This window comes from Tautonia sp. JC769, from assembly GCF_040717455.1.
Classification (GTDB): domain Bacteria; phylum Planctomycetota; class Planctomycetia; order Isosphaerales; family Isosphaeraceae; genus Tautonia.
The window spans coordinates 121,559-147,515 of the sequence record NZ_JBFEFH010000009.1 but is presented as its reverse complement, the minus strand read 5'-3'; the positions used below and the strand labels follow the sequence as shown (position 1 = coordinate 147,515).

The window sequence follows — 25,957 nt, the reverse complement described above, 5'->3', positions numbered from 1 at the left end:
GGGTCTCATGGGGATGATCGCATCGGCGCTCCTCATGCCGACCATGGGGTTCGGGGCGCCTTCCGTCTGTTTCCATCTGTTCCGGCCGAGTTCACTCCTGCCCTGAAGATCTCGGAAACGGAGTCCTGAGCATGAATCCCCTCAATCTGAACGGCCCGGATTTCCTCGCCCTGTACGTCACGCTCCTGATGTGTGTCGTCACCGGCTCCCTGATCCTTCGATGGATGCTCCGCACCCCGATCGAACTGGGCCCGGAGAGCCCGGACCTCGACGAGTACCGGATGGCGCACCTCGCCGAGCGGGGAAATTACGCCGTCAACGCCGCGATCGCGAGCCTGGTCCAGGCCGGTGCGCTGGCCGTCAACCGCAAGAAACGCACCTTCGTGGCCCAGGAGCCGCCGCCGGAGCCGCTCGATGAACTCGAGCGTACGGTCCTCTCCTCCGTGAAGGCGGGCGGGGCGCAGCGCGAACTCGACGCGATCTATCGCGACGCCAGGCCGGTGCTCCACGCCTACCGCGACGATCTGATCGATCTCGGGCTGGTCGTCGATCACCACAGAGCCCGGGTCATCCAGCTCGCCTCCGGGATCCCGGTCCTGCTCCTGCTGGTCCTGGGGCTGATGAAGATCCAGGTCGGCCTGGCACGCGACCGGCCCGTCGGGTTCCTCGTCGCCCTCTGCGTTCTCACGGCCGTCTTCGGGGCGATTTTCCTGTTCCTCAGGCCGCATCACACCCGTCGGGGCTATCGCCTGCTGGAGCGTCTCCGAAGGAGCAACTACGCTTTGAAGAAGACGAGCCAGACGCGATCCGAGTCGCTCCAGCCACGCGAGGTGGCCAGGGCGGTGGCGCTGTTCGGTACCGGTGTGCTCGTGGGTGGCCTCCTGGACCCACTACGGCTGACCCTCGATCCCCCGTCGAGTTCGTCGGGCGGAGGTCCTGGCGGTGGCGGTGATGGAGGAGGAGGTGGTGGTGGCTGTGGTGGGTGCGGGGGCGGAGGCGGGTGATGAGCCGTACCATCGACCCGGACGTGGAGCTGGGGCTGGGGCTGGGCTGGCGACCGGAGCTGGCCTGGCTGATCGAACGTCATCGCGGGCTCGGGTTCGTGGAAGTCATCGCCGAGGGCCTGGATCCCGAGGGACCGCTGCCGGCGGCGATGGAACGGCTGCGGGAGCGCGGCGTCCGGGTCGTGCCGCACGGGATCTCGCTCTCGATCGGCGGGGCCGGGCCGCTGGACCGATCGAGGTTGGCGGCCCTCGCGACGCTGGCGACCCGGCTGGAGGCTCCCGTCGTCAGCGAGCACGTCGCCTTCGTCCGGGCCGGAGGGGTTGAGGCCGGTCACTTGCTCCCGGTCCCGAGGTCCCCGAAAATGCTCGATCTGCTCGTCGACCGCGTCCGCCGGGTGCAGGACGCCCTGCCAGTGCCACTTGCTCTGGAGAACGTCTCGACGCTGGTCGAGTGGCCGGAGCCGGTCATGGGCGAGGCCGAGTTCCTGGCCGAGTTGCTCGACCGCACCGGCGCCCTCCTCCTGCTCGACGTGGCCAACATCTACGCGAACGCCCGGAATCACGGCGGGGATGCGATCGCCTTCCTCGACGCCCTCCCGCTCGATCGGATCGCCTACGTCCACCTCGGAGGCGGCGTCGATCGGGAGGGGTTCTACCACGACACGCATGCCCACCCGGTCCCCGCTCCCGTCTTCGGCTTGCTCGAGGAGCTCTCGGCCAGGGGCCCCGTCCCGGGCGCACTGCTCGAACGCGATGATCGCTTCCCGACCGACGATGCGATCCTCGCCGAGCTGGACGCGATTCGGGACGCCCTGGATCGGGGGCGGTCAAGGGGGCCCGTCGATGGCCGATGAATGGATCGATCAAGAACTGCGCGATCGTCAGGAGCTGCTCGTCCGCGCGCTCACGGCGGGAGGGCCTCCCCCTCCGGGCTTCGAGCCCAAGCGGTTCGAGGCCGCGGCCCGGTCCCTCGCCCGCAAGCGGGCGAGTGAAGTCGCCCGGGCGTGGCCGGCGCAGTCCACGGCCCTGGGCGACAGCTTCGGGGGTCTATTCGCCGAATACGCCTCTCAGACCCCTCGCCCATCAAGGGGCGGTCCGTTGGCCGACGGCCATCAATTCTCACGATGGCTCGGCCAGGATGATCGGCTTACCGACGCGGCCCGGCTCGAACGACTCGCCGTCGACCTCCGGTTTCGCGTGACGCGTGACGGGTTGCATCCCCGTCGCTGGCCTCTCGTCAGGGTGACCCTCCTGCGGCAGGCTCGATCCCTCGTCGTGGCGCTGCGGTGGCCGGGGATCGGCGTCCATCAGTTCGAAATCCAAGGACCGGTCGAATGTGGTCGCGAGGTTGTCGAACGCGACGCGGCATCGGGTGAGGAGTGAGAGCCCGGCCACGAACATCGCATTCGCGCGATATCCGGCAAAGGTCCACCGCTCGGAGCCGCCCGAGGCAGCCGTGAGGGAGACGGTGCCGTCGCCGTCGAGCCGCGGGGATTCTCGGCGGATCACTCCGAGGCGTTCCGTGGCGCGGTGGGGCCAGGCCTTCAGGTGATCGCCGGCTCGGCCATCGGAGTCGAGCAGCCAGACCTCCAGCCCTCGATCCTGGAGCTGACGTGCCTCGAGGAGTCCATGGTCCCGGTCTCGCACACCAATCGCGCTGTCGGCGGCCTCGCCGTTCGCGTCGAGGTCGATCGTCAGGAGCCGGACTTGATTCTCCGACGAGGTCGTGTGCGGCGCGACGACCGATTCGCCCCGGCAATGCTCGATCAGGGCGACCTTGGTCGGTCCGATGCAGGTCCGCAACAGACCCTGGTCGTCGTAGTGCCCGTAGACATCGCGGCGCACGGCCATCTGGCTGAGTGTCCAGCCTGCGAGCGCCTCGGCCGCTTCGGCCCAGACCCGTTGCATTGCGGAGGGAGAGTCAATGGTCCCGGCAGCCTCGGCCGGTCGCGCAGGATCGTCGCGATGAGCGTGACAACCCGGGGCGATCGAGGCGTTTGCCTCCTGATCCTCACCACTCGGACCGGCAGGCTCAATCGAGGTTCGAGACACCAAAGGCATGGGTCAGGACATCCTAATAATCTTGACCGGAAGGATCGCGTCTTCGCGGGACCTGTACTGGTGCTCGCCCCGCGTTGCGACCCCTCCCCTCATCGATCGAATGGCGTGAAGGATCGCACATTGACGGCTCCGGACTCACGCGCCGGTGACGTGGCGACGCCGGAGCGCAACGGCCGGCAAGAGATGACCAGGCCGAAGCGATCAAGGACAAGTCGGGCGTTGCCGGCCCCATCCGATCTCGACCGGCCGTCTCCGGCCTTCAGCGGGCGAACCCGGTCACGCGGCGAGCGCAAGTCAGGATGCCGGGGCGAGGGCGTGCGGGGGTGGCGGCGAGGGCCGCGCGACGTGACGCCCGCTCGGGGATCACCAGGAAGGTCGGAGACGAGATCTCCAGGTCACTCGAGATCGAAGGGGAAAATCGGCCCTGGATCAGAGAAGTGGGACCGATGCCAGCAACGGTTCCGGCGAGAAGGCGCCAGCAGAGAGCGACTGAACGGCTTGTGTCAGCAACGATCAGGGCGCAGCACGGCCGCGTACCCAGCGCAGGCCTGATGGGTCCTCCGAGGACCGCGGAGGATGAAGGGAACTCATGCAACTCGGAGAGTCACGTCCGTCGCCTCGGATGGCTCAGGAACCAATTCCGGGGAACGCTCCTGCATGATGACGCGGCATCCGTCGTCTTCTTCAAGAGGTCAGCGTGTCCTGATGCCGATTTCCCTTGCGGCGCATGCAGGTTCTTCGAGTCTCGTCCTCCGAGAGTCAGCCCAGGCCATTTCATTATTAATGTTCACGATTACAAGATACGCATCGCGAATGCCATCAGGGACAGCAGTCCCTTGACCCGGGTCCAGATCCTATGTTTTCACCCGGGTGCTCCTGTGTTGGACTCGCGCCAACGCGCGATCAACTTTTCGGCGGTGGCACCGCTGACCCCCTGAGTCCACTGTTTCCGGCCCCGATCGAGACCATCGGCATCCTGGGTTTCCGGATCTGGAGCCATCTGCACAAACTCGATCACCATGGCAGGGCATTGCCCTGGGGGTGCTCGTTCCTGCGCCCAAGCCGGTCGCACGGCTTCGGCCGTACCCTCCCAACGAGAGATTCTTCACCGAACCGATCGCCTGAGCTGGGGCTGGCATCGCCGGCGCCATTGCCTTCGGAGTGGAGGGCGTCACGAGCGATGAGCACTGACGCAAGGAAATCCAGACGGCGGCGCGTCGACGGCACGCCATATACCGTGGCCGAGGCGACCGTGCGCCTGAACCTGGCGATCTCGACGGTCTACGACCTGATCCGCGACGGGCAGATCCGTGCCCGAAGGGTGGTGCTCCGCGGGCACGTTACCGGATCGACGAGGCCGACCTGCTCGACTACCGGCAGTCCTGCGCCGGCCACGAATCGCCCGCACGCCCGGCCCGCGATCATCTTTCCTGATGGTCCGGTCCACCGGGCGGGGTTGCCTCGCCCGGCCGGACCCGCCGGGCCGCCTTCCGGACGATCTCATCCTGGTCGTCCCAGTGCCCGTAAGGCCGATCGACCATCCGGGCATCACGGTACCTCATCAAGGCCGCCGTCTCCGACGACGTGTTGCCCGCCTTCAGGCTCGCCTTGCCGAAGAGGTGCCGGAGCCCGTAGCTGGTCAATCCCGCCGACAGGCCGAGCCCGTCACGGAGCCGCTTGAAGCGCCAGGTGATCGCGTGACGGGTCCAGGGGTTGCCGTCCCGGCTGCGGAAGATCGGCCCGGTGGGCCATTGCGTGCAGAGACGACGGCTGATCTCCGCGACGCGATCGTTGATCGGTACGCGTCGATCGCGGGCCCCGGTCTTCCCCCGCGTCTTGTTCAGCACGAGCCGGAACGTGGCGTCGAGGTCCACTCGATCCGCTTCGAGGGTGATCACCTCGTGGGGCCGGCAACCGGTCTCCCAGAGCGCCGTCAGCAGGTCGCGAAACGGCTGGGCGCCGGCGCCCGCGATGAGAGCACGCACCTCATCCTCGGTCGGCACCGACTCCCGCCGCAGGGGCGTTGGTCGTTCCATCCGCTCGATCCTATTGGTACGCAGCAGGCCGGCCTTGCGGCCCCAGGAGAAGGCCGCCTCAACCGCGGGATGGCGTTAAAACGCGTCGTGGCATCCAGGACAAGCTCGGGGCCTCAACTCAGCGCTGGACGTCGATCGGCCGGACGTCTTCCGGACGACGGGCCCCCAGGACCTCGGCGGCCGGCTTGAGGAAGCGGCGATAGCCGTCGCAGGTCGATTGCGATCGCTCCCCGCGTTCGACGCGGCGAGAAACATCTTCGAGGAACTCATTGAACAGTTCGCGGACACTGAGCGACCTGGCGATCGACGCCATGCCGCGGTCGGCCAACCGCCGGTAGAGTTCACGCTGGGCCTCTGCCTTGCCTTGATCTTGACTGCAGAGACGCACCTGGACGCCCGCGATCTGGGCGTAGTAAGCCTTCCGGGCTTTCCAGAGCCACGGCTTCGGTTCCCTGGGCATCGAACACGGACTACCCGGATAGCGTGTCGGGTACCGTGTCGATTCGAGGGGGTGACGTGACGTAAGTCCAAGTGGGCAGAGCCGGGATCGAACCGGCGACACCAGGATTTTCAGTCCTGTGCGACTCCACCCCTAAGCCAATTCCCATCAAGCCGTTACGCCATCGCATAACAGCCCGGGCAGCGCATGGGCAGCGCGCCACGCCGATGAACCCGGCATTGGGCGAAGTCGTCGACTCGTGGGAAGCGCTGCCCGAGGCCGTGAAGGCCGGGATCCTCGCGATGGTCCGGGCCGCCTCGGGGAAGGGGAGCGGGCGATGACGCCGAACCGAGGAGGCCGGCCGACGAAGTTCTCGGCCGAGCTGGGGGAGACGATCATCGACCTCCTGCGCCAAAGCGTACCGAGGCGAGAGATCGCCGCTCGGGTCGGGGTCGGCTGGCGGACGTTGCAAGAGTGGCTCCGACGAGGACGTGCCGGGGAAGAGGGGTTCTCGACGTGGGCCGAGCGATTCGACCTCGTCGCGGGCCTCATTCGAGAGCAGAGGATCGAGGAATCCTGGCAGCGGCAGGAGGCCGAGTCGAAGGAGCGATGGCAGCGGTTCAAGGCGGCCCGTCAGCGATGGTGGTTGGAGCGTCTGGGACCCTGCGAATACTGGCGACGCCGGTTGGGCTGGCTGGCCAGTCGGGGGCGGTGGGTAGCGTACCATCGGACGATTGAGCGGCTCCGAGAGGAGGGTTTCCGCATCAATGACGCACCATAAAAAAGGACGGAGTACGAACCGGGGCGGCCGGCCGAGCATCTACACGCCGGGTCGGCTCGTCTCTCTCTTCCGGGGGATCGCCGAGGGACTCACCCGGGACGAGGCGGCGGAGGCGGCCGGGATCAGCAAGCGGACGCTGCAACGCTGGATCAAGTCGGGCCGCGCCGGCGATCCTCGTTTTGCTGATCTGGCCGAGGCGGTGGTAACGGCCGAGCGATTGGCCGGTTGGGGGCGAGAGATCGCCCCAATCGCGCTGAAACTGCTCAAGCGAGGGATCATCTGAGGCAAGCTCGCGGGGTGGAGTCGCAATCGACCGAGTCGGATCCCGGAGGACGACGGGGCTCGATTTCGTGGGGGAGGTTTTGTCGTCGCGCTTCACTGCAAGCAACGGAAAGAACAGTGATTGGCGGTGCCAAAATCGAGCCGGCTATCCTGCCCCCGACGCCTCGGGAATTCCGGGGCTGGCAACCTTGGATCCGGCCTCAATCTTCCGAAGTGGTGCAACGACGATCGGTGTAGGGCAACACGGCCGAAATCTGTCCAGAGATGTCTAATGCCCTGGAAGCGACGACGAGGCGGTCTCTGCTACTTCTACGAGAGCCGTCGTGAGGGAAGGCGGGTGCGAACGGTCTACCTCGGCTCCGGCGCGTCGGCCCTTCGGGCGGCCGAATCCCTCGTCGCTCGACGAGCGGCCAGGCGAGCGGAGAGGCAATCCGACCGCGCCCGGCGCGAGGCCGAGGCATCCGCCGATCGCGCCTTCAACGACCTTTTCAATCTGTCCCGGACGCTGGCGGAGTGGGCGCTCCGCGCCGCCGGCTTCCATCGCCCCAATCGGGGCCCCTGGCGACGCAGGCGACGCAGGAGACGCAGCATGAGCGAGACGACCCCCAAGACGACCCCTGCGCCCGTCGAGCCCCTGGAGCTGCGGCGGATGATGGAACGGGCCATGCTCGATCGTGTCGTGAACTCGGCCACGGGGCAGGGGAGGGATCCCGATGATCGGGCGATGGCCGATCGATTCAAGGCAGACCTGCTGAGCTTCGCCGGAGAGTTGGCCGGCCCGGACCCGTCGCCGATCGTCCGGGCATTGGCCTTCTCCGCCTCGGTGGCCTATTTCGATTGGCTCTTCGCCGGCTTCCACCCGCGAGGGGACGCCCGGCGGGATCGGGCCATCGATCGGGCGGAGAAGCGCCTCCAACGGGCCTTGAAGACGCTCCACACCGTCCAACGCCATCTGCCCGAGTCGTTCATGGCGTTGCAGATCAATGTCGACGCGCGTCATGCGGAAGGTCGGCCCCCCTCGGGTATGGCATCGGCCCCGGAGCAGACCCGAACGCGCACAGGCGCATCCTAATTTGTTCGGCCCGGTTCCTCGGGGTTATCCTGTTGCTGGTCGTCCCGGAACTGGCCGCGATGCCCGAGGAGAGGACCCCATTTGATGCGTCGATTCCGACTGATGCTCTGGCCCGTCGCCTTCCTTGCCCTCGCATTGGCGGTCGGTTTCGACGTTCACCGCCCCCTGAGTACGGCTCGCGAGCGTCAGTTGGAGATGGAGTTGGAGGCCACGCAGGACGAACGCGACGCGGCGATCGAGGAGGCAGAGGCCCTGGCCGTCGAGGTCGAAGAGCTGACGGCAACCCTCGAAGTCGAGCAAGCCCACCGGGAGCAGGCCGAGCGGAAGCTGGCCGACTGCGAGAAGGGTGCCACGCGATGAACCACGGCGAGGAGTCCAATTCGGCCGAGATGGAAGCCTGCCTCATCTATCGAGCGGCCTATCGGCTCGTGGCAGATGCCCGAGATGGGGGCGCCGACCGGGCGAGGTTCGGCCGACGACTCCCCCCGACGGTCGAGGAGTACGCCATTCGCAGGGGATGGGACCGGAGCCCCGAAGCGATGGAGTTGCTCCGCCAGGGCGCCGAGGATGCCTCCGAGGGCAGGAGGCCCGCCTACTGAGCATCGGTCGCGACGCTGCCGGATTCCGGCTCGCGCGTGGCGACGTTATCGGCTGCAACTCTCCTAAAAGAAAGTGTGTCTTATACTGCGAGGTTTCCCCTAACAGGGGTGGCTTTCACCCTCGCGGAAGAACCTACCTGGGCAACCAACTCTGTCTAACCCGTGACTGTTCCCGATGCGGGGACTGGTCCGGGTCGACCAAAGAACCTGCCCCGGCCCGTCGGCGCCAGGCGCCAGACGGATCGGGGCGGTTCGCGTGACCGGCGTTCCCTCGGGGCTCAGAAGGGCGAGGAGCTATCCTCGGGGGCCTTGTCGAAGGCGATGGAGCAAGGCTCGTCGAGAGAGGGTCGTTCAGCCGCTCCGCAGGTATAGCAGGCGCCGTCGGCGATCTGGTCGGGGCCGGGGAGATCGGACTCGACCAAGACGCGACCGCACGAGCAGACGAGGCGGCCCGAGGGGGGCGAGTCGGGGTCGTCGAGGTCGGGGGAGGTGGGGCCGAGGGTCCAGCGGACCTCGTCTGTCCAGGCCGGCCAGGTCGAGGCGGCGGAGCGGCGGGGGTGTCGAGTCGGGATGCTCATAGGGTGATCCTCCGGGAAGGGGTGGGGAGCGATCGGGACCGGGAGCAGCGTGGCCCCCGGCCCCGGGCCGGTCAGAGGTAGAAGGGGGACTCGACGCGGCGCTGGGCATCTGCGTCGGCCTCTGCCTGCTCCCAGAGGATCGAGGCGGTGTCGGTGTCGAGGGAGTGGAAGTCGCCGCCCTGCGCGGCGTGCCAGGCCGCATCGGAGGCCGAGTAACGGGCCCGGCGGAGCGGGTTGCCGTAGGCGTCGGTCGGGCGCCCGAGGCACCGGGCGAAGCGGCGGTTGGTCTTGGCGGGGCGGGTGGAATCAAAGAGGATGGTCATGGGTGGGGCTCTCTATCAGCCTTGCCCTCGGGGGTCGGGTGAGTACCAGTCACCCGGCCCCCTCTCATTTGCGGGCTCGCCCTTTGCTCGCCCGTCTGAGGGGAGCATAATTCTGTCACTACGCCAAATCAATAACGTAGTGACAAAAAACATCGAGGGCGAGCGCAATGGCAGAGCCGAAGCGAGGGCGGGGTCGCCCCCCGTCGGAGAATCCCCGGTCGAAGTTTGTGCAGATCCGAGCCCGGCCCGAGTGGGTCGCGTGGCTTCGCGAAATTGCAGATCAGACTGGTCAAGATGCGGCCGACATCATCGCCAGTGGCGTTAGAGAATGGGCAAGACAGCGAGAACTACCTCCGCCACCGACCAGATGAGGCTAGGTGGCGAAACCGAAAAGGTTTATGACTCAATCGGCCAACGAAATTGCTCCTGACACTCGAATTATTCGTGCAGGCGTGGGCCCAAAGAGTTAAACCCGACAACCTCCATTTGAGCAGAATGAGTTTTTCTGGGTCTTGCTCCCAAGAGCAAAGGTGCTATCGTGGGTAAAATCATCTCTACCGAAACTTCAGAGTTTCCTGGATAATCCTTTTGCTCAGCTTCAAACCTCTTGGTTTCCGGAGATTGTACGGATGCCTCTTAGATTGCCCAGAGAGGCTGTATACGCCATCCGATCTCTTCTTGACTTCGGAGAAGAGAAAATTATCGGCATAACGCAATTTTTGGGCGAATCGAAACCTAGTCTCGCCCCAACAGAAATTCGTGCGCTTCAAATTTCGGAGGGCCTAAACGACAGCACCCTTATCCCCTCCTTGGAAACCATTCTCAGTGAATTTGTTTACCCCGTTCATGATCTTCGTCATGCGTTGGAATTGTCACCCGACGATCTGTTTTTAACACTGTCGGAGTCATTAAGTACCCTCAAGCCAGAACAGTGGCCAGCCGAATATGCGAAGAAGTGGGAGCGAACTCGCGAGGCTATAATTCGTCTGTTCGCTAACTCGCTCTTGCAACGAGAAGCCAAGGCCAAATCTTTGTTGGCAATGAGACCAAATCGAGTACAGAAATTAAGCATATTTACCGATGTTCGACCAGTTTTCGACGATCCTGGACACGAACTATATTTTGACATAGTAACCAACACATTGTGCCTGGAATACATGAGCAATGGTTCTATCTCTACGATGTATTTTTCTTTGGATTCCAGGAATTTAAAGGAGCTTCAATTACAGTTAGAGCGGGCTCGGTCAAAAGGAAGATTAATTTCGGAGCTTCATAGCAAACTGGGTCTCCCAGCCCTTGAGGTTGAGGAAAACGACCCGGACCAAGACTCAGTCGAAGGATCTGCCTAATGGGCCTCGCAACTCTTCATAACACCGACAGACAGGAGTGTTTTCCGGCGTCTCGAAAAACTGCCGGACACCCCTGGAAGCGCTCTGAGGAGACCAAAGGGCGGAAGTTGGGGGCAAAAACATCTTCAGGTTCTTCCATTTCTTGGCAGATTGACAGGCTTTTAACCTGTCGACAAGACGAAATAGCGGGCGTCGCATTTCGCCTTGTTGACCTATTGGAAAAGCAAGAACCAATCCATCAGCCGATTCTGCTCCGGGCCCTTGCAACCAAGATCAAGATGTCGATACACGGTTCCAGTCAGAACCTTGCGAACCGAATCGCTGCAATCGAAGTTCTGTCGATGTTCAACTTTCCGTCAACGGCGGAGTTGATTGAGTCAAGTCTTACTTGCGCGTTAGGAGATGATCATTTATACCTAATTGCGCTCGCCAGGTCTGCTGAGTACCAGCTTGCGGAACAGTGTGAGCGTGTAGCGGGATTGATCGTAAGAACGATGGAGGAAGCTGCCGATAACGAATCAATGCAGCATAACTGGGGAAGACTTTGCGTAGAAATCTTTAGAACCTTATCAGAGATCTCACCGAGAGAAGCATTGGGGCCAATTTGTCGACATATCGAATCTCTTCACGAAGAGAATGACCTTACAGCCGTGCTCGATGCTATCGTCGTTGCTACACGAAAATTAAGTAACCTCGATTGGTGCAATGAATTAAAAGCAACGAGCAAGAAGCTGTTCGAGCATTTCGTAACCGCCAGTGAGGATGACTACACTAACATCCCCGGCATCGTTGCTCGCCTGTTAGAAATAACGGGCCGTTGTGAGGCCACCCTGAAAGACAAATTAGGCCAAATTGAATCTCACCCCTTGAGAGCAGACATCCTCTACCTCTTTATCGGACATCCAATCACATTTCTTCCTCGCAGTGAACGCGTGGAATGGTATGCGACAGGAAGTATCATCCTGCTAAAATCTGATTTGTTTTCAGAGTTTCAAGACATGCTCGCCGTGATGATGCAAGACGGGGATAAAGCAGTGCTGGCCAAGGTTGTGCCTCGGTTCGCGGCGTTTGTTACGGGAGTGCTCACAAATTAGGACTGTAACAGTGTAGCAGGACTTCCAAAGGCTTGTTGTGCGGCGAGCGCTTACCTTGGCTATTCATAATTTGATGATGCGTGCGGCATCTCAGCCAATCCGCAAAGGCGATGTCCTATTTTACTTGGCTGACGAAGATGCTGGCAATTGGGTAAAAACCAAAACCGCTCATGTTGGGCTAGCAGCAAGAGATCACCCAGGTCGGGACATCTCAAGCATGCAGGTGCTTGTGTATCATATGACATTAACCCAAGTAGAACGCGACTACTGGAAATGTCGCGACGCTGGTTCTTGCTGCTACATTAACTTGTTTGGATCTTGCGAAGATCTCGGAGGACCAAGAAGATCAAAAATAATTGACACGGCAGCAAAAACACATAATTCAAAACCATCTATCATCAAAGACAATCTTAGCAGATATTATTTTGGTAATCCTTCGAGAAAAACTCATCCTCTTTACGACAGAGCAGAAGGGATGTATGCGTTCACATGTGCGACATTCGTGCATGATTGTTACAAAGAAGCGAAGAAGCCTTTGATCAATTTTGCCAACATTGAATTCATTTCCGATGAGGAAAGAAGAAAATTTGAAGCGATGCTTACAAGGCACATTGGCCCAGGCCATGTTCAACAGACACCCTTCAAAAGATTAAACCCAAGTTACCTAGCACATGCGTTCCGGCTTGCTCGCTATCCTCTTAATCTTGCTGACTGGTCCGGCTATCGAGATCACGGTTTTTTCGTTCCCCTGCCGATTGTTTCCGATGAACCACCCGCTTAACTGAATTTTTTAGGCGATTCCTTTGACCTCGACTACTGCCACTCAAAGGCAGTACACCTTGAGCACCTCATCCCCGTAGTGGTTGATGACCTTCACCGCAATCTTCCCGGTCTTGGGCGGATCGAAGGGGTAGCTGGTGGTGGAGTAGAGGCTGGACCAGTGGGCCTCGTCGATCTCGGAGCGGAGGGCGCGTTTGAGCTTGGAGTAGGGGTCGTCGGAGCCGGTGAAATAGGCGTGGCGGGCGAAGAAGGATTCGGCGTCGTAGGAGGTGTCGAGGAACCAGCAGGCGATGTCGTCGGTGGAGGAGGAGCGGATCTGGCCGGTGGTGGGGTCGTAGATGTCGAGGCCGTGGATGGTGACGGTGAGGCGTCCGTCGGGCAGGGGGTCGAGGGAGATGTCGGGCTCGCCGAAGATCATGAAGAGGTTGCCGGCGCCGGTCTTCTTGAGCAGTTCGTCGCCCATCGAGAGATCGGGGTTCATGCGGACGGGCTGGATGGTGAGCGTGCCGTAGCGCTTGGTCTCCTCGGAGACGTGGGGATCGAAGGCGAAGCCGCAGACGAGTAAAAGGTCGAAGCCGAGGCCCTGGACGGCCTCCTTGGCGGCCTCCTTGACGTGCTGGGGGCCGACGGTGCCGTGCTCGGGGCCGAGGGAGACGGCGACGCGGCGGGGCTGGCCGTCGGTGTCGGTGTAGGCGCCGGTCGCGTGGAGCCAGGTTCCGGCATAGGGGTCGAGGCGGTCGAAGACGAGGCGCTCGGCCTTCTTCGTGTTCTGGACGCCGGCCTTGCGGAGGTTGTCGAGGATCATCGACTCATACGACGCTGCGCCGGCCGAGGGGGCGGAGGAGGCGCGGCCGTCGGCCTCGGAGGCGGGGCGGTCGGGGTCGGTCGAGAGGACGCGGTGGGGGGAGAGGCTCTCGACGGTGAAGGGGCCGGTGACGCGGAGGCGCTTGGGGTCCTCATACGGCTTGTCGTAGAGGGTCTCGGTGTCGGCGTGGCGGGCGATGGCGGCGTCGATCTCGGCGCGGGTCATCCCCTCCCGGATGTCCGGGTTGTTGGCGATGCTCTTGAGCGTGACGTGGGGCACGCGCCGGTAGACGAAACCCTTGCGGATGTCCCCCTCGGTCGGGTAGTCCGGGGGGGCCTGGCCGGTGATCTCGGCCTCCCTCTTGACTCCCTCGGGCGAGTCGGCGAGCAGGTAATAGGGATACTTGGCCGCCATCAGGCGGGTCCGGGCCAGCGCCAGGGCGACGCGGCTCGTGTCGATCGTGATCCAGCGCCGGCCCCATTGCTCGGCGACATAGGCGGTTGTGCCCGAGCCGCAGGTCGGGTCGAGGACGAGGTCGCCGGGGTCGGTGGTCATCAGCAAGCAGCGTTGAATCACCTTGGTCCCGGTCTGGACCACGTAAATCTTTGGATCGGTAAAACTGCCTGTGCCGGTGTCTGTCCATAGGTTGGCAATTTCTTGCGCCAAGAAGTCATCTAGAAAACGCTTGTACGCAAGGAAGTTTCCTGACACAACGACGCGATTAGCGGAGATGAGCTTGGCCATCCCCTCTTCGCCGGTCTTCCAGTACCCTTTTCCCGGGCCGTATGTCTTGCCCTGAAATTTGACCGGAAAATCTCCCGGTGGTCGTTGTGACGTGATGTTGTCGACCCGAAATATTCTGCAACCATCCGGCAATCGTTCCGGCAAGGCGAGTTCGTCTTTGGTAAGTCGCCGGGTATTCCCTGATGGCTCTTGGACCCATCGATATACTCCTGCGGAGTCCGACGCCAACCCCTTCTCAATCAATACACGTCGAAATTTTACAATGTCACGATTTTTTGCATACCATAGCAAGTAATCACATACTCCACCCAGCAACTCTGCGGTTTGTCCACCCGTTTTTGAAACCGTAATCAAGGAGCAAAAATTTTCGCTGCCAAATATTTCGTCGAGAATTGATCTGACGAGGTGGACATTTTCGTCGCCAATCTGAACGAAGATGCTCCCGGTTTCCGTGAGCAATTCGGAAGCCGCCGTAAGCCGATCCCGCAAATATGCCAAGTATGAATGGATGCCTAATTCCCAAGTGTCACGAAATGCTCTCACTTGCTCCGGCTGTCGAGTGGCATCCTCGGGCTTTCCGTCTTTGACATCTCGCCTTCGAGTCGAGACCTGCCAATTCGACCCGAACCTGATCCCGTAGGGCGGATCGATGAAAATCGTCTGGACCTTGCCCTTGAGCCCCTCCTTGTCGGCCAGGCTCGTCATGACGTGGAGCGAGTCGCCGAGGATGAGGCGGTTGGTCCAGTGCTGGGCGTGCTGGTAGAAGTCGATCTTCTTGTCGAAGTCGTCGAGGCCGTTGAAGTCGTCGAAGAGGCCGGGCAAGGAGTCGTCGGGCTCGTCCTTGCGGGCCTGGGAGCGGACGGCCTCGATGATCGCCTGGGGGTGGATCTTCTCCTGGACGTAGATCGGGACGCTGGGCACGGCCAGGTCGGCGCGGTCCTGCTCGTCCTTGCCCTTCCAGACGAGCTGCGGGTCGAGCGAGGGATCGCGGGGGTAGAGGACCGAAGAGGGGGCGGCCTCGTCACTCGCCACAAAGTCGCGGAGTTCCTCGGTCGGGATGTTCACGCGCTCGTCCTTGCGGTGGCGGAGCGACTCGACCTCAAGCCGGCCGTTGGTCCCCTTCTTCTTCGTCGAGGCATCGGCCTTGCCGTTCTCGGCTTTCTTCCGGGCCATCAGGCACCCCCTTCGGTGGCTTGGGCGATCGGGGCGAGCAGGCTCGCGCGGATGACGCTCTCGGAATCCCAGGGGTCGGCGATCTCGACGAACGCCCACCGGCCGAAACCGCCGTGGTTGTTCACGGCCGGGACCCAGAGCGTTCGGGCGGTCGAGACCTTGGCCGCCTTGTCCTTCTTCCGCTCGCCCGTGACCTCGATGACGAGGTTGAGCAGGTCATCCGGCCCCCGGCCGTCGTCGATCCGGGCGATGAAGTCGGGATGGTAGCGCCGCTCCTGGCCGTCGATGACATAGGGGATGATGAAGCCGAGGTTGTGGTTCTTGACGTAGCTGGCGACCTCGTCCATGTCTTCGAGGACCTGCGCCATCTTCTGCTCCCAGGTGTCGGTGTCGGCGACGACGTGGGAGACGTGGCACTTGTCGGCGCGGGTGGCGTAGGTTGGCTTCGTGGTGTCGAAGTCGACGAAACGGGTCGTCCCGAGCGTGTCATACGGGCGGAGGATCGGTTTGAGCGAGGGCGTGCCCTCGGTCGAGGCCACGATCGCCTTGTAGATGCGGTCGGCCGCCGCGTGTGCGTGCTGGGCAAGGAGGAGCAGTTGCGGGAACGTGCCCCCTTTGCAGACGAGGCACTCGTCCATCCAGCGCTTGGCGATCCCGAGCAGTTGCGGGAAGAGCCAGGGCTTCTCGGCCCCCTCGTCGTCGCGGAAATACTGGTCGAGGGTGAGCTTGGCCAGGAGGAAGGCGACCTCGTTGGGCCGTCGCCGTTTCAGGTCGTCGAGGGTGTGGATGCTGGCCTGGCCGACGATCGGGGCGTTTTCGGTCTTGGTGGGAACGTCAAAGGTGGTGAGGGCGAGCGTCGAATCGTCGGAGAAGGTGGCCGTGAGCCGCTCGGAGGGGAGCTCGTAGCGATAGCCGACGAGGCGGGGCCAGGTGATCTCGCAATCGATCCGGGAGTCGAGCGACCGGACGCGGGTCGGCATCGGGCCGGGCTTCGGTTCCTGGGTCGAGCCGGAACAGGGGATGAACGAGAAGGGGACGCCGTAGACCTCGGCATACTCGGGCTCGAAGCGCCCCTCGTCGTTCGCGGCGTAGCTCATCCGGCGGAGGGCGCGGCCGACGACCTGCTCGCAGAGGAGCTGCGTGCCGAAGGCCCGGACCCCGAGGATGTGGGTGACGGTGTTGGCGTCCCACCCTTCGGTGAGCATCGAGACGCTGACGACGCATCGGACCTGCTCGCCGAGCTTGCCGCGCTTGCCGACGGTGTTCATCACCTCGCGGAGCAGGTCCTCGTCGGCCAGGTCGTCCGTACTCCGGCCGGGGAACCGGGCGCGGTATTCGGCCTTGAACTCCTCGATCTCGACGGCCGCGATCTTCTTGAACTCGGCGCTCATGGCCTCGCCCGATTCGAGCTGCTCGCTGTCGACGAGGATCGTCTTGGGCCGGGGGCTCCACCGGCCATCCTCGACGTTGCTGAACAGGGGCAACTCGCCGGGGACGAGGGCGGTCGAGCCGTCGGGGAGTCCCTTCTCCCAACCGGCGATGTAGTCGAAGACGAGCTTCGAGACATTCGTGTTGTTGCAGACAACGATGAAGACGGGCGGGGTGAGCCCCTTGGCCTGCGCCTCGGCGCTGCCTTCCCAGAGGCGGAAGTAATTCTCGTAATTGCTGAAAAGGCTGTGGATGGCCCCCTGGAGTTCGAGGGGGATGGTCGGCTTTCCTTCGTGAGCCTCGGTCTTTCGTCCCTTCCGGGGCAGTCCTTCCCGGATGCGAAGCCAGAGGCTCCGATAGGTCGGCTGGTCCCCCTGCATCGAGTCGTCGGAGACGGGGACGCGGGGGACCTTGACGATGCCCGACTCGATGGCGTCGATCAGGGAGAAGTCGGAGACGACCCAGGGGAAGAGCGTGCCCTCGGGGTAGCCCGATCCCTTGAGGAAGAAGGGGGTGGCCGAGAGGTCGTAGATCGCCTTGATGCCGAGCTTCTCCCGGATCGCTTCCAGGCCCGAGAGCCACATCCGGGCGCCTTCGTTGCGCTGCTCGGCCTCGGTGCGCTCGTCGCCGGTAAGCTTCTCGTCGAGGCCGTCGGGCTTGCGTCGATAGCAGTGGTGGGCCTCGTCGTTGAGGACGACGATGTTCTTCTTCGTCCCGAGTTCCCGGCAGACGCGGTTGACCATCTGGGCCGGCGTCTCGGTGAAGGCGCCCGGCTGGCCGTTGGTGAGCAGCGCCTTGGTGAGCCGGGAGGCGTCGCCGCGCTCGCGGAGCTTGAAGACGTGGCGGTTGATGATGACGATCTTCGCGCGGCCGAGCTGCTCCATCTGCTCGGGCGGGAGGATGTCGCGCTGACGGTAGTAGTTCTCGGGGTCGTTCGGCAAGAGGACGCGGAGCCGGTCGCGGATCGTGATGCCGGGGCAGACGATCAGGAACGAGTCGGAGAACCGGGGGTCTTGCGGTCGGGCCGCCTTGTTCAGGGCGTGCCAGGCGACCAACATTGCCATGACCACGGTCTTCCCGCTGCCCGTCGCCATCTTCATCGCGACCCGGAAGAGGCCGGGATTGGCCCCCTCGTTGGCCTCCTGAATCGCGGTGACGATCCAGGCATCGCCCCGCTTCACGGCCGCCTCGGCGATGTAGATGGCCGTCTCGACGGCCTCGACCTGGCAGAAGAAGAGCTTCTTCTCGCGCTCGGGGTCGGTCCAGTATTCGAGGAGGCGCCGGGTGACGGGGGTGGCGTCGGGATAGCCCGCCTCGCGCCACATGCCGACCCGTTGCCGGATGCGGTTGACGACCGGGTTTTCCTCGACCCGGTCTTGCGTCCATTCGGTGTCGAACTGGAGTTGCTTCCCCTTCTTCTTCGGCCGGGGGATCGGCACGAAGTAGGAGCTGCTCCGCCGGCCCGAGACGACCTCGTTGGTGATCCCCTCGTCGTCGAATCGGAAATGCCGCGTCGGCTCGGAGAAGGGGGAGTTGAGGATCGGGTTCTCAATGACGACATCGGCCATGAATCACGATCCTGCCCCACGACGACACAATCTCGGCCACATCTTGTTTCACTCGGGATCGGCTTGCCACGACTTGAGCAATCTTCCGGGGTCCGGATTGACGAGCGGCATTTTCGACACACCGAGATCAACCGACACCACGCAGCGCGCTCCCCCTGAAATAGCCGATACAGGTCATGGATGCAACAGGCGTTCCGACCTTCCCTCCCGGTCGGATTCCATCGCCTTCGGAGATGAATTTCTATATCCTTGTGGATGTCAATCGCCTGTATTGAAAACGTAGCGATCGGCGTCCGATCGCTGTTCCGCCTCCAAGGCCGTCGCGGGTCCTTCCCGGACGGTTTTTCTCCGGACTGTCAGGGGAACAGTCACGGGGTACAAGAGACTCTCCTTTTGGATGAAATTGCCCAGCTTGACAGGGGGTTGAGCAATGAGGACGAGGCGCGATGAAATCCGGTATCGGGGGCTCTTGGAGCGGTCGCTCGCCGAACAATGGTGGAGGGCACGTCCGGACAAACTCATTCGCGGCCTGTGGGAACGGTTGAACCAGACGCAGAAGGCCGAATTCCTGGCCTGGGTCTGGAGCGACTCTCCGCGACCGGCATTGGAACCGGAAGAAGCCAAACAGGCCGAAGAGGACATCCGGCGCGGGGCCTCTCAGGTCATCTGGGACGAAGCACGGGCCGCACGAGAGGCATCGCCAGAGTGGAAACGGATCAACGCGCTGGTCGAGCGCCATCCGGATCGTTCCTAACACGCTCGGCATCCCGCCGACTTCGTGTTGCGTCATGGATTCTCCGAAAGGCAACCCGTCTGGGCACGGATCAGGGGTCACTTCCGCCCAACGAAGTTCTCGAAGTCGTTGTGGCTCCCGACCCAGTACCAGACGTTCGTGTCGCCATCGACGACGTACAGGGCCCGGTACTTCATGTTGATCGACACGGACCACGTCCCGGAGCGATGCCTCCCTTTGGCCATGTCGTCGAGCTGATGCCGCCGAAGCGCCGGGTGGTCTGGGTTGCGCTGGAACGTCGTAAACACGATCTCTGCCAACTTGCGGATGGCAGGGGGTAACTTCCCCTCCATCGCCCGATAGGCGGCGGTGCGGACGTTCTTATTCGCCGTGCTCATGAGAACCGGCCCGTTGGGCATCGATGGCCGCGTCCCGCAGCTCTACCAGGGCGTCGCCGGAGAAGAATTCGGCATCGGGGACGAACAGGGACACCGCATCCCGATAGGCGCGTCGGAACTCGTCGGCCCATCGGACCTTGTAGCCCTTCGCCTCCATCCCCTCGATCCGGTTCAGGATGTCGGCCGAAGGGGCGAGCCAGGAGCGATAGCGACCCTGGATTTCGGCTTCCTCGGCGGGATCGTATTCGACCTGGCCGGCGAGCATGGCCGTTCGCCAGTTCGTATCGATCATGTCGATCGAGAAGGCCAGGGTCAGACCCAAAACGAGAAACTGCTCCAGATCGACGCACGCCATCGCCTCGTCATGGTCGAGCTTCCATCGCTCGGCCTGCTCTGAGTATGCGGCGAGATACTGCTCGATCTCTCTGGGACCCACAGTGGACATGGTCGCGTTCCTGGGGCGGTCCAAAGGCCGGCCTCCCTGCCGTGCCATCCGCCACGCTTAACCGATGGAGCGTTGGCCGTCAATCGGTCCTGGCCCGATCATTGTGGACATGCGTTCTAGTGTGCGTCGCCGGGGAAGCGACCGTCAAGGGCCCCAAGCCAGCGTGAGGTCGGGAGAACACCCCCGAGGCGGTCGAGTCTGTCCGATCGCTTCGGATCAGGAATTAAGAGGCTTACCCCTACCGACTACCCTGCCTGATCGACCGAGGCCCTTGTTATAATTGCGTCTCGGGTGAGTCCGCCCGACTTGCAAGCGGCCGGACTGAGCGGACCCGGCCGGCACGGCGGAACCCCTATCACGCCGGCTGGCTTGGGTCCGGCCCGATCGATAGGGGGAGCCATGTCCGAGCCCTTGGACCCGTACTTCCAGTCTGCGGAATACATTAAAGACGTCGTTTATGCCGCAAGAAACCTCCTCAGCGAGATCGAGGAGCATTTGGCTGGCGACGGCGAGCCTCTTCAAAACCTGCCCGGCTACCCGGCCGAGTTTGGCATGGGCAGTATCCTGAGCTGGCATGCAGTCCTGGGATTCCTCCTGAACTGGTCGGAGGAGGGCTGCACGACCATCTCCGGAAACGGCCCAACAGGAGAGGCTTCGGTTGGCTTGGCTTGGCTGCGTAACCTGCTTCGGAGGCTCAGCGATCGCTGGCTCGATGACCGAGAAGAACCCTCTCCTTTCACGTTCGTCGGTTCGCTCATTGCTTTTTGGGACGAATCGGATGACGTGGAAGGAATGCCGATCTTAACCGACGTATCGACAATCGAGGAAGGAAGTCCCCATAAACGCGACGAAGCGTTTGAGCGGTCTGTACGCCGGATGATTGCCAAGTGGGAGACAGAGTCGTCGGCCCTTCATATCGGGTTCGTGCTCATTCCTGCGTTGGACGAAGAGTTGGAGATGCTCAATCGGATCTCGGAGCAACTTCGCGAGGAATTTGGAGACCTATCCCCTCGGGAAGTTTGTGTTAACGCCTACATGTTTAAAAGCCGGTGGTCGATCGATCCGGCAGAGGTGGAGGCATTGAGGCGAGCGATCGGTTTGCTCGACCCCGAGCCGGTCGATGGTGACTCTCCTGTCGCTCAAGGTCATCGGTTGATGTTGCCGCCCGGGCCCGAACGCCTGCTCATGACGGCAACATTTGGACTCGACGGAGATTATCCGGAGGCCGGGCGTCAGGGGCCCCGGCACATCTCCAAGTCGTCGAGAATCGTGGGCGTGTTCTACGAACATAACGACTGGTCCAACGCCCAAATCGCCCAGGAGGTCGGGGCCGATCCCGGATATGTCTCCCGGATCCTCAAGCCGATCCGAGAGAGATTCCGGGCGGTCAACGCCAGCGACGTCCCGAAAGGTCGCAAGGATCGCGACGGCGCCTTCGAAGCATGGCAAGCCTGATCTTCCCCGCCGATGTTGCGCACACGATCGCGTGCGCAACGCCTGGCGCAATCTGACCGAAAAATTTTGCCGCTTTATATGGCGTCCGTTGTGCGGTTATGCCCAGCAAAGACCGGAATTCATCGAGTTCCTGCGCAGCGCAGGCGCAATCCAGTGTGATCCTACGGAGGTATCGTTGAACCTTTGAGGATCACTCAATGACTCTCAGGATTCGCAGGGAATTCCCAGACTCCAACGGCAGGCCGCCGATTGATGGAATCTCGCCGATTGTCTGGTTTGCCGAGTTGGTCAACGCATTGAAACGGGGTGACTTGCCCCGCGCGGTCGAGGCCCAAGGGGCGTTGGACGCTTACGGCTTCCGCGTCACGTTCCATCCCCAACCTGTCGGGCGAGGAGATGCCCGATGAGCAAACCTTCGATCATCTCGGAACCGCCCTCCGCGCCTGTCGAGCCCCTCCTGTCGATCGACGACTTGGGCCGTTTGCTCAATTGTGGCCGCCGCACGATCGAGCGGATGCTCTCGGCCGGCAAGCTGCCCAAACCCGACCTTCGAATCGGCCGGATGCCGCGCTGGCAACCGACGACGATCCGCCATTGGATCGCCTCAGGAGGGATCAAGTGATCCGATCTCTCGACGCCTGGGTGATCCGCCGGATGCTGGCCGGCGGCGAAATCAACGGGGAGCGAGAATCCCTCTCCGACCCGTTCCTTCGCATCGCCGAGCACCTCGACGAGCTTGACCCCCAAGGACGACAAGCGGCCTGGAATGGTTTCCTCTGCGGGCGGGCCGATGCGGACGAGTTGACCGTCGCGCTCTCTGCCGTTGATCCGCTCGGCCCCCCTCCCGAGCCCGAGCCGGCCCGGTCCTGCGCCACGTTGGCCGACGTGCGGAGCCTCGTCGCCAGCGCCGGCTGGCATTGGGAGCAATGGCTCCTGGCCGGAGCACTCAATGGCCTGGCGGCCGATCCTGGGACGGGGAAGACCGTCATGGCCGCCGACCTGGCCCGGCGCCTCTGGTTCGGTGAACCCTGGCCAGACGGCCAGCCCAACACCTTCCCCGAGGGGACGCGGACCCTCTGGGTCCCGGGCGATCGTCACTATTCGCAGTTGATGGACCTGGCCGCCTCCTACAAGCTGCCCGACGAGGCCCTTCTGTTCAACGCCTCGCCCGACGACCCGACGACCGGCTTCGACCTGGACGACCCGGCCGAACTAACGAAGCTGGCCGACCGGATCGTGAGCGAGAAGCCCGGACTGGTCATCGTCGACACCGTCGGCATGAGCACCGGGCGGAACCTGTGCAAGCCCGAGGATGCCAACGCCTACTTCGGGCCGCTCATGGACATCGCCCAGGCTACGGGCAGGGCGTTCCTCCTGCTGACTCACCTGAGCAGCAGCGGGGAGGCCCTCGGCCGGCGCTTCACCGGCGCCTGTCGCGTGGTCTGGAAGATGACCACCCCCGACCCCGAGAAGCAACCCGACCGCCGACGGGTCTGGGTCGACAAGTCTCTGACGGTGAAGCCGGCCCCCCTGGGAATGACCTTCGGGGACGAGGGCTGCACCTTCGACTTCACCCCTCCCACCGGCCCCGAGCCCCGATCGCGCAAGCGAGGCCCATCTCCCGAGAAGCTGGAAGCGTGCAAGACATGGCTGGCTGAACGCCTCACGACCCCCTCGATGGTCGTCGATGTGCGGCGTGATGCCGAGGCGGAGAACTTCTCGGCCGGGACCCTCTATGGAGCCCGAGACGCCCTCAGTGCCGATGAGTACACCTTGGATGGCCGAAAATGGTGGAAGCTCCCCACGCCCTCGGAGGCCGCCGATCATGGCGACGATGCCGCATCCTGATCCCCTGTCGGAGTTGTCGAGGTTGTCAGAGTTCGCGTCGAGACATACTCCGACAAACGACTCCCGGTTGTCGGAGTTGTCGGAACCCTATAGGGTCTTTGAAACTCCGACAAGCGACACGGGGCCGGGGTCGCCTCGGGTCGGTCCCTGGCGGATCGATCTCGGGCCGGGATGGTGGCCGGTCGGAACCTCGTCGGAGTCGGCGCCATGGGAGTGAAGGTCTCGGAGGTCTGGAAGACCACCGTCGGCCGGGACAAGCCCCGGATCGACTGGAAGGCCGAGCGCGAGAAGATCGACCTGGCCGCCGTGACGACCTCCCTCCTCGGGCCGGCCCCGGGCCGCCGGGGCGAGAATCGCCGGCGTCTCTGGTGGAGATGCCCGTTCCACGAAGATTCCAACCCGTCGTTCTGCGTCGAGCCCGGCAAGCCCTGGTGGCGCTGCTACGGTTGCGGGGAGCATGGCGACGCCGCCACGCTGGTCATGAAGGTGCAGGGCTTGTCTTTCCCCGATGCTCTGGACCATCTGGTCCGGGGGAAGCTCGCCTCGTCGGGGACCGTTGCGCGGCCGATCCGCCCGAGCAAGGAACCGAAACCGGCCGAACGACGTCGAACAACGCCGCAGGATGCTCCGAGGCCCGAGCCGTCGGGGATTCCCGCCGAAACGGCCTCAGCCCTCGTCGATGCCGCCGCCGAACGCCTCTGGACTCCCGAGGGGGCCTCGGCCCTCTCCTACCTGATGGGGCCCTCGCGCGGCCTGACTGCCGAAACGATCCGGGCCGCTCGACTCGGGGTGACGCCCCCCCTCGACCTGCCCGGCCAGCCGAGGGGGATCGTCGTGCCGTGGTTCCTCGGATCGAGGCCGGTCCTCGTCAAGATTCGCCAGCCGAAAGGCCGGCGCCCGAAGTATCACGAAACGTTTCGCGATCGGGCCCGACTCACCGGCATCTTCCCCGGCCCCGGATCGATCCGTCCTGGCCGGCCGCTCATCGTCACCGAAGGCGAATTCGATGCCCTCCTGCTCGGCCAGGAACTCGGCGACGTGGCCGCCGTCGTGACCCTGGGGAGCGCCTCGGCCCGCCCGACCCCCTCGATCCTCGGGATGATGCTCTCCGCCGCCCCCTGGTTCATCGCCACCGATGCCGACGATGCCGGCGACAAGGCGGCCGAGACCTGGCCCAAGTCCGCGCGTCGGGTCCGTCCTCCCGAGCCGTACAACGACTGGACCGAGGCAAAGGCCGAGGGCGTCAACCTCCTCCGATGGTGGGGCGAGATCCTGGCCGGCGTCGATCGGCCTCCCCCGTTCACCTTCCCCGAGGTGGCCGACGCCGAATGGTCCGACCCGGCCGACATCGACGAGCCGCCGAATCTCCTGGCCGACGAGCCACCCCTCGATTGATGAAAGCCCGACACTGCTTGCCTCTGCGCAAAGCAATCGCTACGATGGATCAACATGAACAACCGACAGCGTTTGAGCGATCAGATCAGGGACGCGGTGAATGTTTCAGGAATGAGTCGCTACGCCATCTGCAAGACCATTGGCTTCAATCAGGGGGCGATGAGCCGGTTCATGAGCGGTAAGGGCGGGATGAGTCTGGAGACCCTCGATCGTCTGGCGGAGCTGCTGGGACTGTCGATCGTTGTCGAGTCGAATGAACAACCGGAGGGGTGACGAGCGATGGCGAGCGTTTTCAAGAAAGCTCGGGATCGACAGCGTAAGGGGGCCTCGTGGTACATCGCTTACACCGATGAGCACGGGCGCCGACGGATGGTCAAGGGATGCCCTGATAAGGCCGCCACCGAGGCGATGGCTCGCAAGCTGGAATCCGAGGCGGAGCTTCGTCGTCGAGGGGTGATTGATCCCAAGGCCGACGCCTACCGGGAGCATGAGACGCGACCGTTAGGCGGACATCTGGATGACTGGCACTCCTACCTGATCGCGAAAGGGAGCACTTCGGCCCATGCCGAAGTGTCCCGAAAGCGGGTGGCTCGACTCGTGGCATTGGTCTGCGGCGCCCGATTGGAGTCGATCTCGCCTCCGCCGGCCGGTGCAACTCGCGAAGTCCGCGCGGCCGCCGATCGAGTCATCGCGGGGCACCTGGCCGCCGCCCGCCTGAGCGACTTGACCGAAGGACGGATCCAACCGGCCCTGGCCACCCTCCGGAATTCCGGGACGAGCCGAGAGACGATCAACCATCACGTCCGGGCGATCAAGGCGTTCTCGCGATGGGCCTGGAAGGATGGCCGCACCCGAGAGCACGCACTGGCCCATCTGGCGACCGTCAATCCCGAATCCGACCGCCGACATCGACGCCGTTCCCTGACGCCCGAGGAGGCAACCCGGCTCGTAAACGCCGCCGAACACGCCCCCGCATATCGAGGAATGTCCGGCTCAGACCGCGCCATGCTCTACCGGGTGGCTCTGGCGACGGGATTCCGGCGGGAAGAACTCAGGAGCTTGACCCTGGCGTCCTTCCGACTCGACTCCGAGCCGCCGGTGATCGTCTGCGAAGCGGCCTACACGAAAAACGGCCATCTCGCCGAGCAGCCAATCCCGGAAACCCTGGCCGCCCTGTTGAAGCCCTATCTGGCCCAGAAATCACCGGGTCAGGTATTCGGGGCCATGCCCGCGACCCGGACGGCCGAGATGATCCGTCGCGATCTGACCGCCGCCGGCCTCGATTACGAAACCGATTCAGGAGTCGTCGACTTCCATTCGCTCCGCGTCTCATACGTCAGCGCGGTGGTACGCTCCGGGGCCTCGGTCAAGACGTGCCAGGTTCTCGCCCGACATTCGACGCCCGCCCTGACGATCGGCGTCTACGCAAAGGCGTCGATTCACGACCTGACTGGCGCGGTGGAAGCGCTGCCCGACCTGACTGGCCAACCCGACCGAACGGAGGCCGCGAAGCTGGCCGCAACGGGCACCGACGGCCGCATCCTGGCAGCGCAGGGGCAGCGCGCAG

At 63.4% G+C, this 25,957-nt stretch carries 25 protein-coding genes, 1 tRNA gene and 1 pseudogene; 17 read left to right on the top strand and 10 right to left on the bottom strand.

From position 1 onward, the window contains the following. The first annotated feature begins 131 nt into the window (after positions 1-131). Together AB1L88_RS11735 and AB1L88_RS11730 are read left to right on the top strand one after the other, a co-directional pair. On the top strand, positions 132-1,004 hold the full coding sequence (locus AB1L88_RS11735) for a TIGR04222 domain-containing membrane protein (RefSeq protein WP_367096843.1): 873 nt from the start codon (positions 132-134) through the stop codon (positions 1,002-1,004). Continuing rightward, complete coding sequence (locus AB1L88_RS11730) at positions 1,004-1,858, top strand: DUF692 domain-containing protein (RefSeq protein WP_367096842.1); 855 nt, start codon at positions 1,004-1,006, stop codon at positions 1,856-1,858. Before AB1L88_RS11735 ends, AB1L88_RS11730 begins: the two co-directional genes overlap by 1 nt. Before the next feature lie 265 nt (positions 1,859-2,123). On the opposite strand, the gene AB1L88_RS11725 is transcribed toward AB1L88_RS11730, so the two are convergent. From AB1L88_RS11725 to AB1L88_RS11710, 4 genes are all read right to left on the bottom strand, one after another. Further along, positions 2,124-2,912, bottom strand: coding sequence for a hypothetical protein (locus AB1L88_RS11725; RefSeq protein WP_367096841.1), 789 nt, complete (start codon positions 2,910-2,912; stop codon positions 2,124-2,126). Between the two features lie 1,574 nt (positions 2,913-4,486). Beyond that, the gene (locus tag AB1L88_RS11720) at positions 4,487-5,101 is read right to left on the bottom strand and encodes a tyrosine-type recombinase/integrase (protein ID WP_367096840.1); all 615 of its coding nucleotides are present in this window, start codon (positions 5,099-5,101) and stop codon (positions 4,487-4,489) included. A gap of 118 nt (positions 5,102-5,219) precedes the next feature. Further along, positions 5,220-5,561 carry a hypothetical protein gene (locus AB1L88_RS11715; RefSeq protein ID WP_367096839.1) on the bottom strand — a complete coding sequence of 114 codons (342 nt, stop codon included), beginning with the start codon at positions 5,559-5,561 and terminating at the stop codon, positions 5,220-5,222. 72 nt (positions 5,562-5,633) lie between these two features. Continuing rightward, a tRNA-Phe gene (locus tag AB1L88_RS11710) sits at positions 5,634-5,707 on the bottom strand. Positions 5,708-5,877: 170 nt separating this feature from the next. Here AB1L88_RS11710 and AB1L88_RS11705 point away from each other — a divergent pair. The 5 genes from AB1L88_RS11705 (at position 5,878) to AB1L88_RS11685 (ending at position 8,274) form a co-directional block, all read left to right on the top strand. After that, a complete protein-coding gene (locus AB1L88_RS11705; protein ID WP_367096838.1) occupies positions 5,878-6,321 on the top strand; it encodes a hypothetical protein in 444 nt (147 codons plus the stop codon). Then, the gene (locus AB1L88_RS11700; protein ID WP_367096837.1) at positions 6,308-6,604 is read left to right on the top strand and encodes a helix-turn-helix domain-containing protein; all 297 of its coding nucleotides are present in this window, start codon (positions 6,308-6,310) and stop codon (positions 6,602-6,604) included. The genes AB1L88_RS11705 and AB1L88_RS11700 overlap by 14 nt, the downstream gene beginning before the upstream one ends. A gap of 270 nt (positions 6,605-6,874) precedes the next feature. After that, positions 6,875-7,675, top strand: coding sequence for a hypothetical protein (locus AB1L88_RS11695; RefSeq protein ID WP_367096836.1), 801 nt, complete (start codon positions 6,875-6,877; stop codon positions 7,673-7,675). Positions 7,676-7,759: 84 nt separating this feature from the next. Beyond that, positions 7,760-8,035: a hypothetical protein gene (locus AB1L88_RS11690; RefSeq protein WP_367096835.1), complete on the top strand. Its 276-nt coding sequence runs from the start codon at positions 7,760-7,762 to the stop codon at positions 8,033-8,035. Continuing rightward, positions 8,032-8,274 (top strand): hypothetical protein, encoded by a 243-nt coding sequence (locus tag AB1L88_RS11685; RefSeq protein WP_367096834.1) that lies wholly within the window; start codon positions 8,032-8,034, stop codon positions 8,272-8,274. The genes AB1L88_RS11690 and AB1L88_RS11685 overlap by 4 nt, the downstream gene beginning before the upstream one ends. Positions 8,275-8,552: 278 nt before the next feature. Here the strand turns inward: AB1L88_RS11685 and AB1L88_RS11680 are convergent, their stop codons facing one another. Continuing rightward, positions 8,553-8,852: a hypothetical protein gene (locus AB1L88_RS11680; protein ID WP_367096833.1), complete on the bottom strand. Its 300-nt coding sequence runs from the start codon at positions 8,850-8,852 to the stop codon at positions 8,553-8,555. Positions 8,853-8,923: 71 nt separating this feature from the next. Continuing rightward, a complete protein-coding gene (locus AB1L88_RS11675) occupies positions 8,924-9,175 on the bottom strand; it encodes a hypothetical protein (RefSeq protein WP_367096832.1) in 252 nt (83 codons plus the stop codon). A gap of 629 nt (positions 9,176-9,804) precedes the next feature. Here AB1L88_RS11675 and AB1L88_RS11670 point away from each other — a divergent pair. Genes AB1L88_RS11670 through AB1L88_RS11660 form a run of 3 tightly spaced genes read left to right on the top strand, consistent with a single transcriptional unit; the run spans position 9,805 to position 12,399 of the window. After that, positions 9,805-10,524, top strand: a complete 720-nt coding sequence (locus tag AB1L88_RS11670; RefSeq protein ID WP_367096831.1) for a hypothetical protein — start codon at positions 9,805-9,807, stop codon at positions 10,522-10,524. Further along, a complete protein-coding gene (locus AB1L88_RS11665; protein ID WP_367096830.1) occupies positions 10,524-11,618 on the top strand; it encodes a hypothetical protein in 1,095 nt (364 codons plus the stop codon). The genes AB1L88_RS11670 and AB1L88_RS11665 overlap by 1 nt, the downstream gene beginning before the upstream one ends. Before the next feature lie 55 nt (positions 11,619-11,673). Beyond that, positions 11,674-12,399, top strand: a complete 726-nt coding sequence (locus AB1L88_RS11660; RefSeq protein WP_367096829.1) for a hypothetical protein — start codon at positions 11,674-11,676, stop codon at positions 12,397-12,399. Between the two features lie 42 nt (positions 12,400-12,441). Here the strand turns inward: AB1L88_RS11660 and AB1L88_RS11655 are convergent, their stop codons facing one another. Both AB1L88_RS11655 and AB1L88_RS11650 read right to left on the bottom strand, forming a co-directional pair. Then, positions 12,442-15,120, bottom strand: coding sequence for a DNA methyltransferase (locus AB1L88_RS11655; RefSeq protein WP_367096828.1), 2,679 nt, complete (start codon positions 15,118-15,120; stop codon positions 12,442-12,444). After that, the gene (locus tag AB1L88_RS11650; RefSeq protein ID WP_367096827.1) at positions 15,120-18,116 is read right to left on the bottom strand and encodes a BPTD_3080 family restriction endonuclease; all 2,997 of its coding nucleotides are present in this window, start codon (positions 18,114-18,116) and stop codon (positions 15,120-15,122) included. Before AB1L88_RS11650 ends, AB1L88_RS11655 begins: the two co-directional genes overlap by 1 nt. Positions 18,117-18,585: 469 nt before the next feature. On the opposite strand from AB1L88_RS11650, the gene AB1L88_RS11645 reads away from it, so the two are divergent. Then, on the top strand, positions 18,586-18,870 hold the full coding sequence (locus AB1L88_RS11645; protein WP_367096826.1) for a hypothetical protein: 285 nt from the start codon (positions 18,586-18,588) through the stop codon (positions 18,868-18,870). Positions 18,871-18,947: 77 nt separating this feature from the next. Here AB1L88_RS11645 and AB1L88_RS11640 read toward each other — a convergent pair whose 3' ends face one another. Together AB1L88_RS11640 and AB1L88_RS11635 are read right to left on the bottom strand one after the other, a co-directional pair. Continuing rightward, positions 18,948-19,247, bottom strand: coding sequence for a hypothetical protein (locus AB1L88_RS11640; RefSeq protein ID WP_367096825.1), 300 nt, complete (start codon positions 19,245-19,247; stop codon positions 18,948-18,950). Further along, a complete protein-coding gene (locus AB1L88_RS11635) occupies positions 19,231-19,692 on the bottom strand; it encodes a hypothetical protein (RefSeq protein WP_367096824.1) in 462 nt (153 codons plus the stop codon). Before AB1L88_RS11635 ends, AB1L88_RS11640 begins: the two co-directional genes overlap by 17 nt. 399 nt (positions 19,693-20,091) lie before the next feature. Here AB1L88_RS11635 and AB1L88_RS11630 point away from each other — a divergent pair, with 399 nt between their 5' ends. The 6 genes and pseudogenes from AB1L88_RS11630 to AB1L88_RS11605 all read left to right on the top strand — a co-directional run. Next, a complete protein-coding gene (locus tag AB1L88_RS11630; protein WP_367096823.1) occupies positions 20,092-21,147 on the top strand; it encodes a hypothetical protein in 1,056 nt (351 codons plus the stop codon). Between the two features lie 403 nt (positions 21,148-21,550). Beyond that, entirely contained in the window at positions 21,551-21,769 is a 219-nt protein-coding gene (locus AB1L88_RS11625) for a helix-turn-helix domain-containing protein (RefSeq protein WP_367096822.1), read from the top strand. After that, positions 21,766-22,995, top strand: a complete 1,230-nt coding sequence (locus AB1L88_RS11620; RefSeq protein ID WP_367096821.1) for an AAA family ATPase — start codon at positions 21,766-21,768, stop codon at positions 22,993-22,995. The genes AB1L88_RS11625 and AB1L88_RS11620 overlap by 4 nt, the downstream gene beginning before the upstream one ends. Positions 22,996-23,202: 207 nt before the next feature. Beyond that, the gene (locus AB1L88_RS11615; protein ID WP_367096820.1) at positions 23,203-24,390 is read left to right on the top strand and encodes a CHC2 zinc finger domain-containing protein; all 1,188 of its coding nucleotides are present in this window, start codon (positions 23,203-23,205) and stop codon (positions 24,388-24,390) included. Positions 24,391-24,444: 54 nt separating this feature from the next. Further along, positions 24,445-24,663 carry a helix-turn-helix transcriptional regulator gene (locus tag AB1L88_RS11610; RefSeq protein ID WP_367096819.1) on the top strand — a complete coding sequence of 73 codons (219 nt, stop codon included), beginning with the start codon at positions 24,445-24,447 and terminating at the stop codon, positions 24,661-24,663. 6 nt (positions 24,664-24,669) lie between these two features. Continuing rightward, positions 24,670-25,812: pseudogene (locus AB1L88_RS11605) on the top strand (tyrosine-type recombinase/integrase); the annotation flags it as partial. Positions 25,813-25,957: the final 145 nt, after the last annotated feature.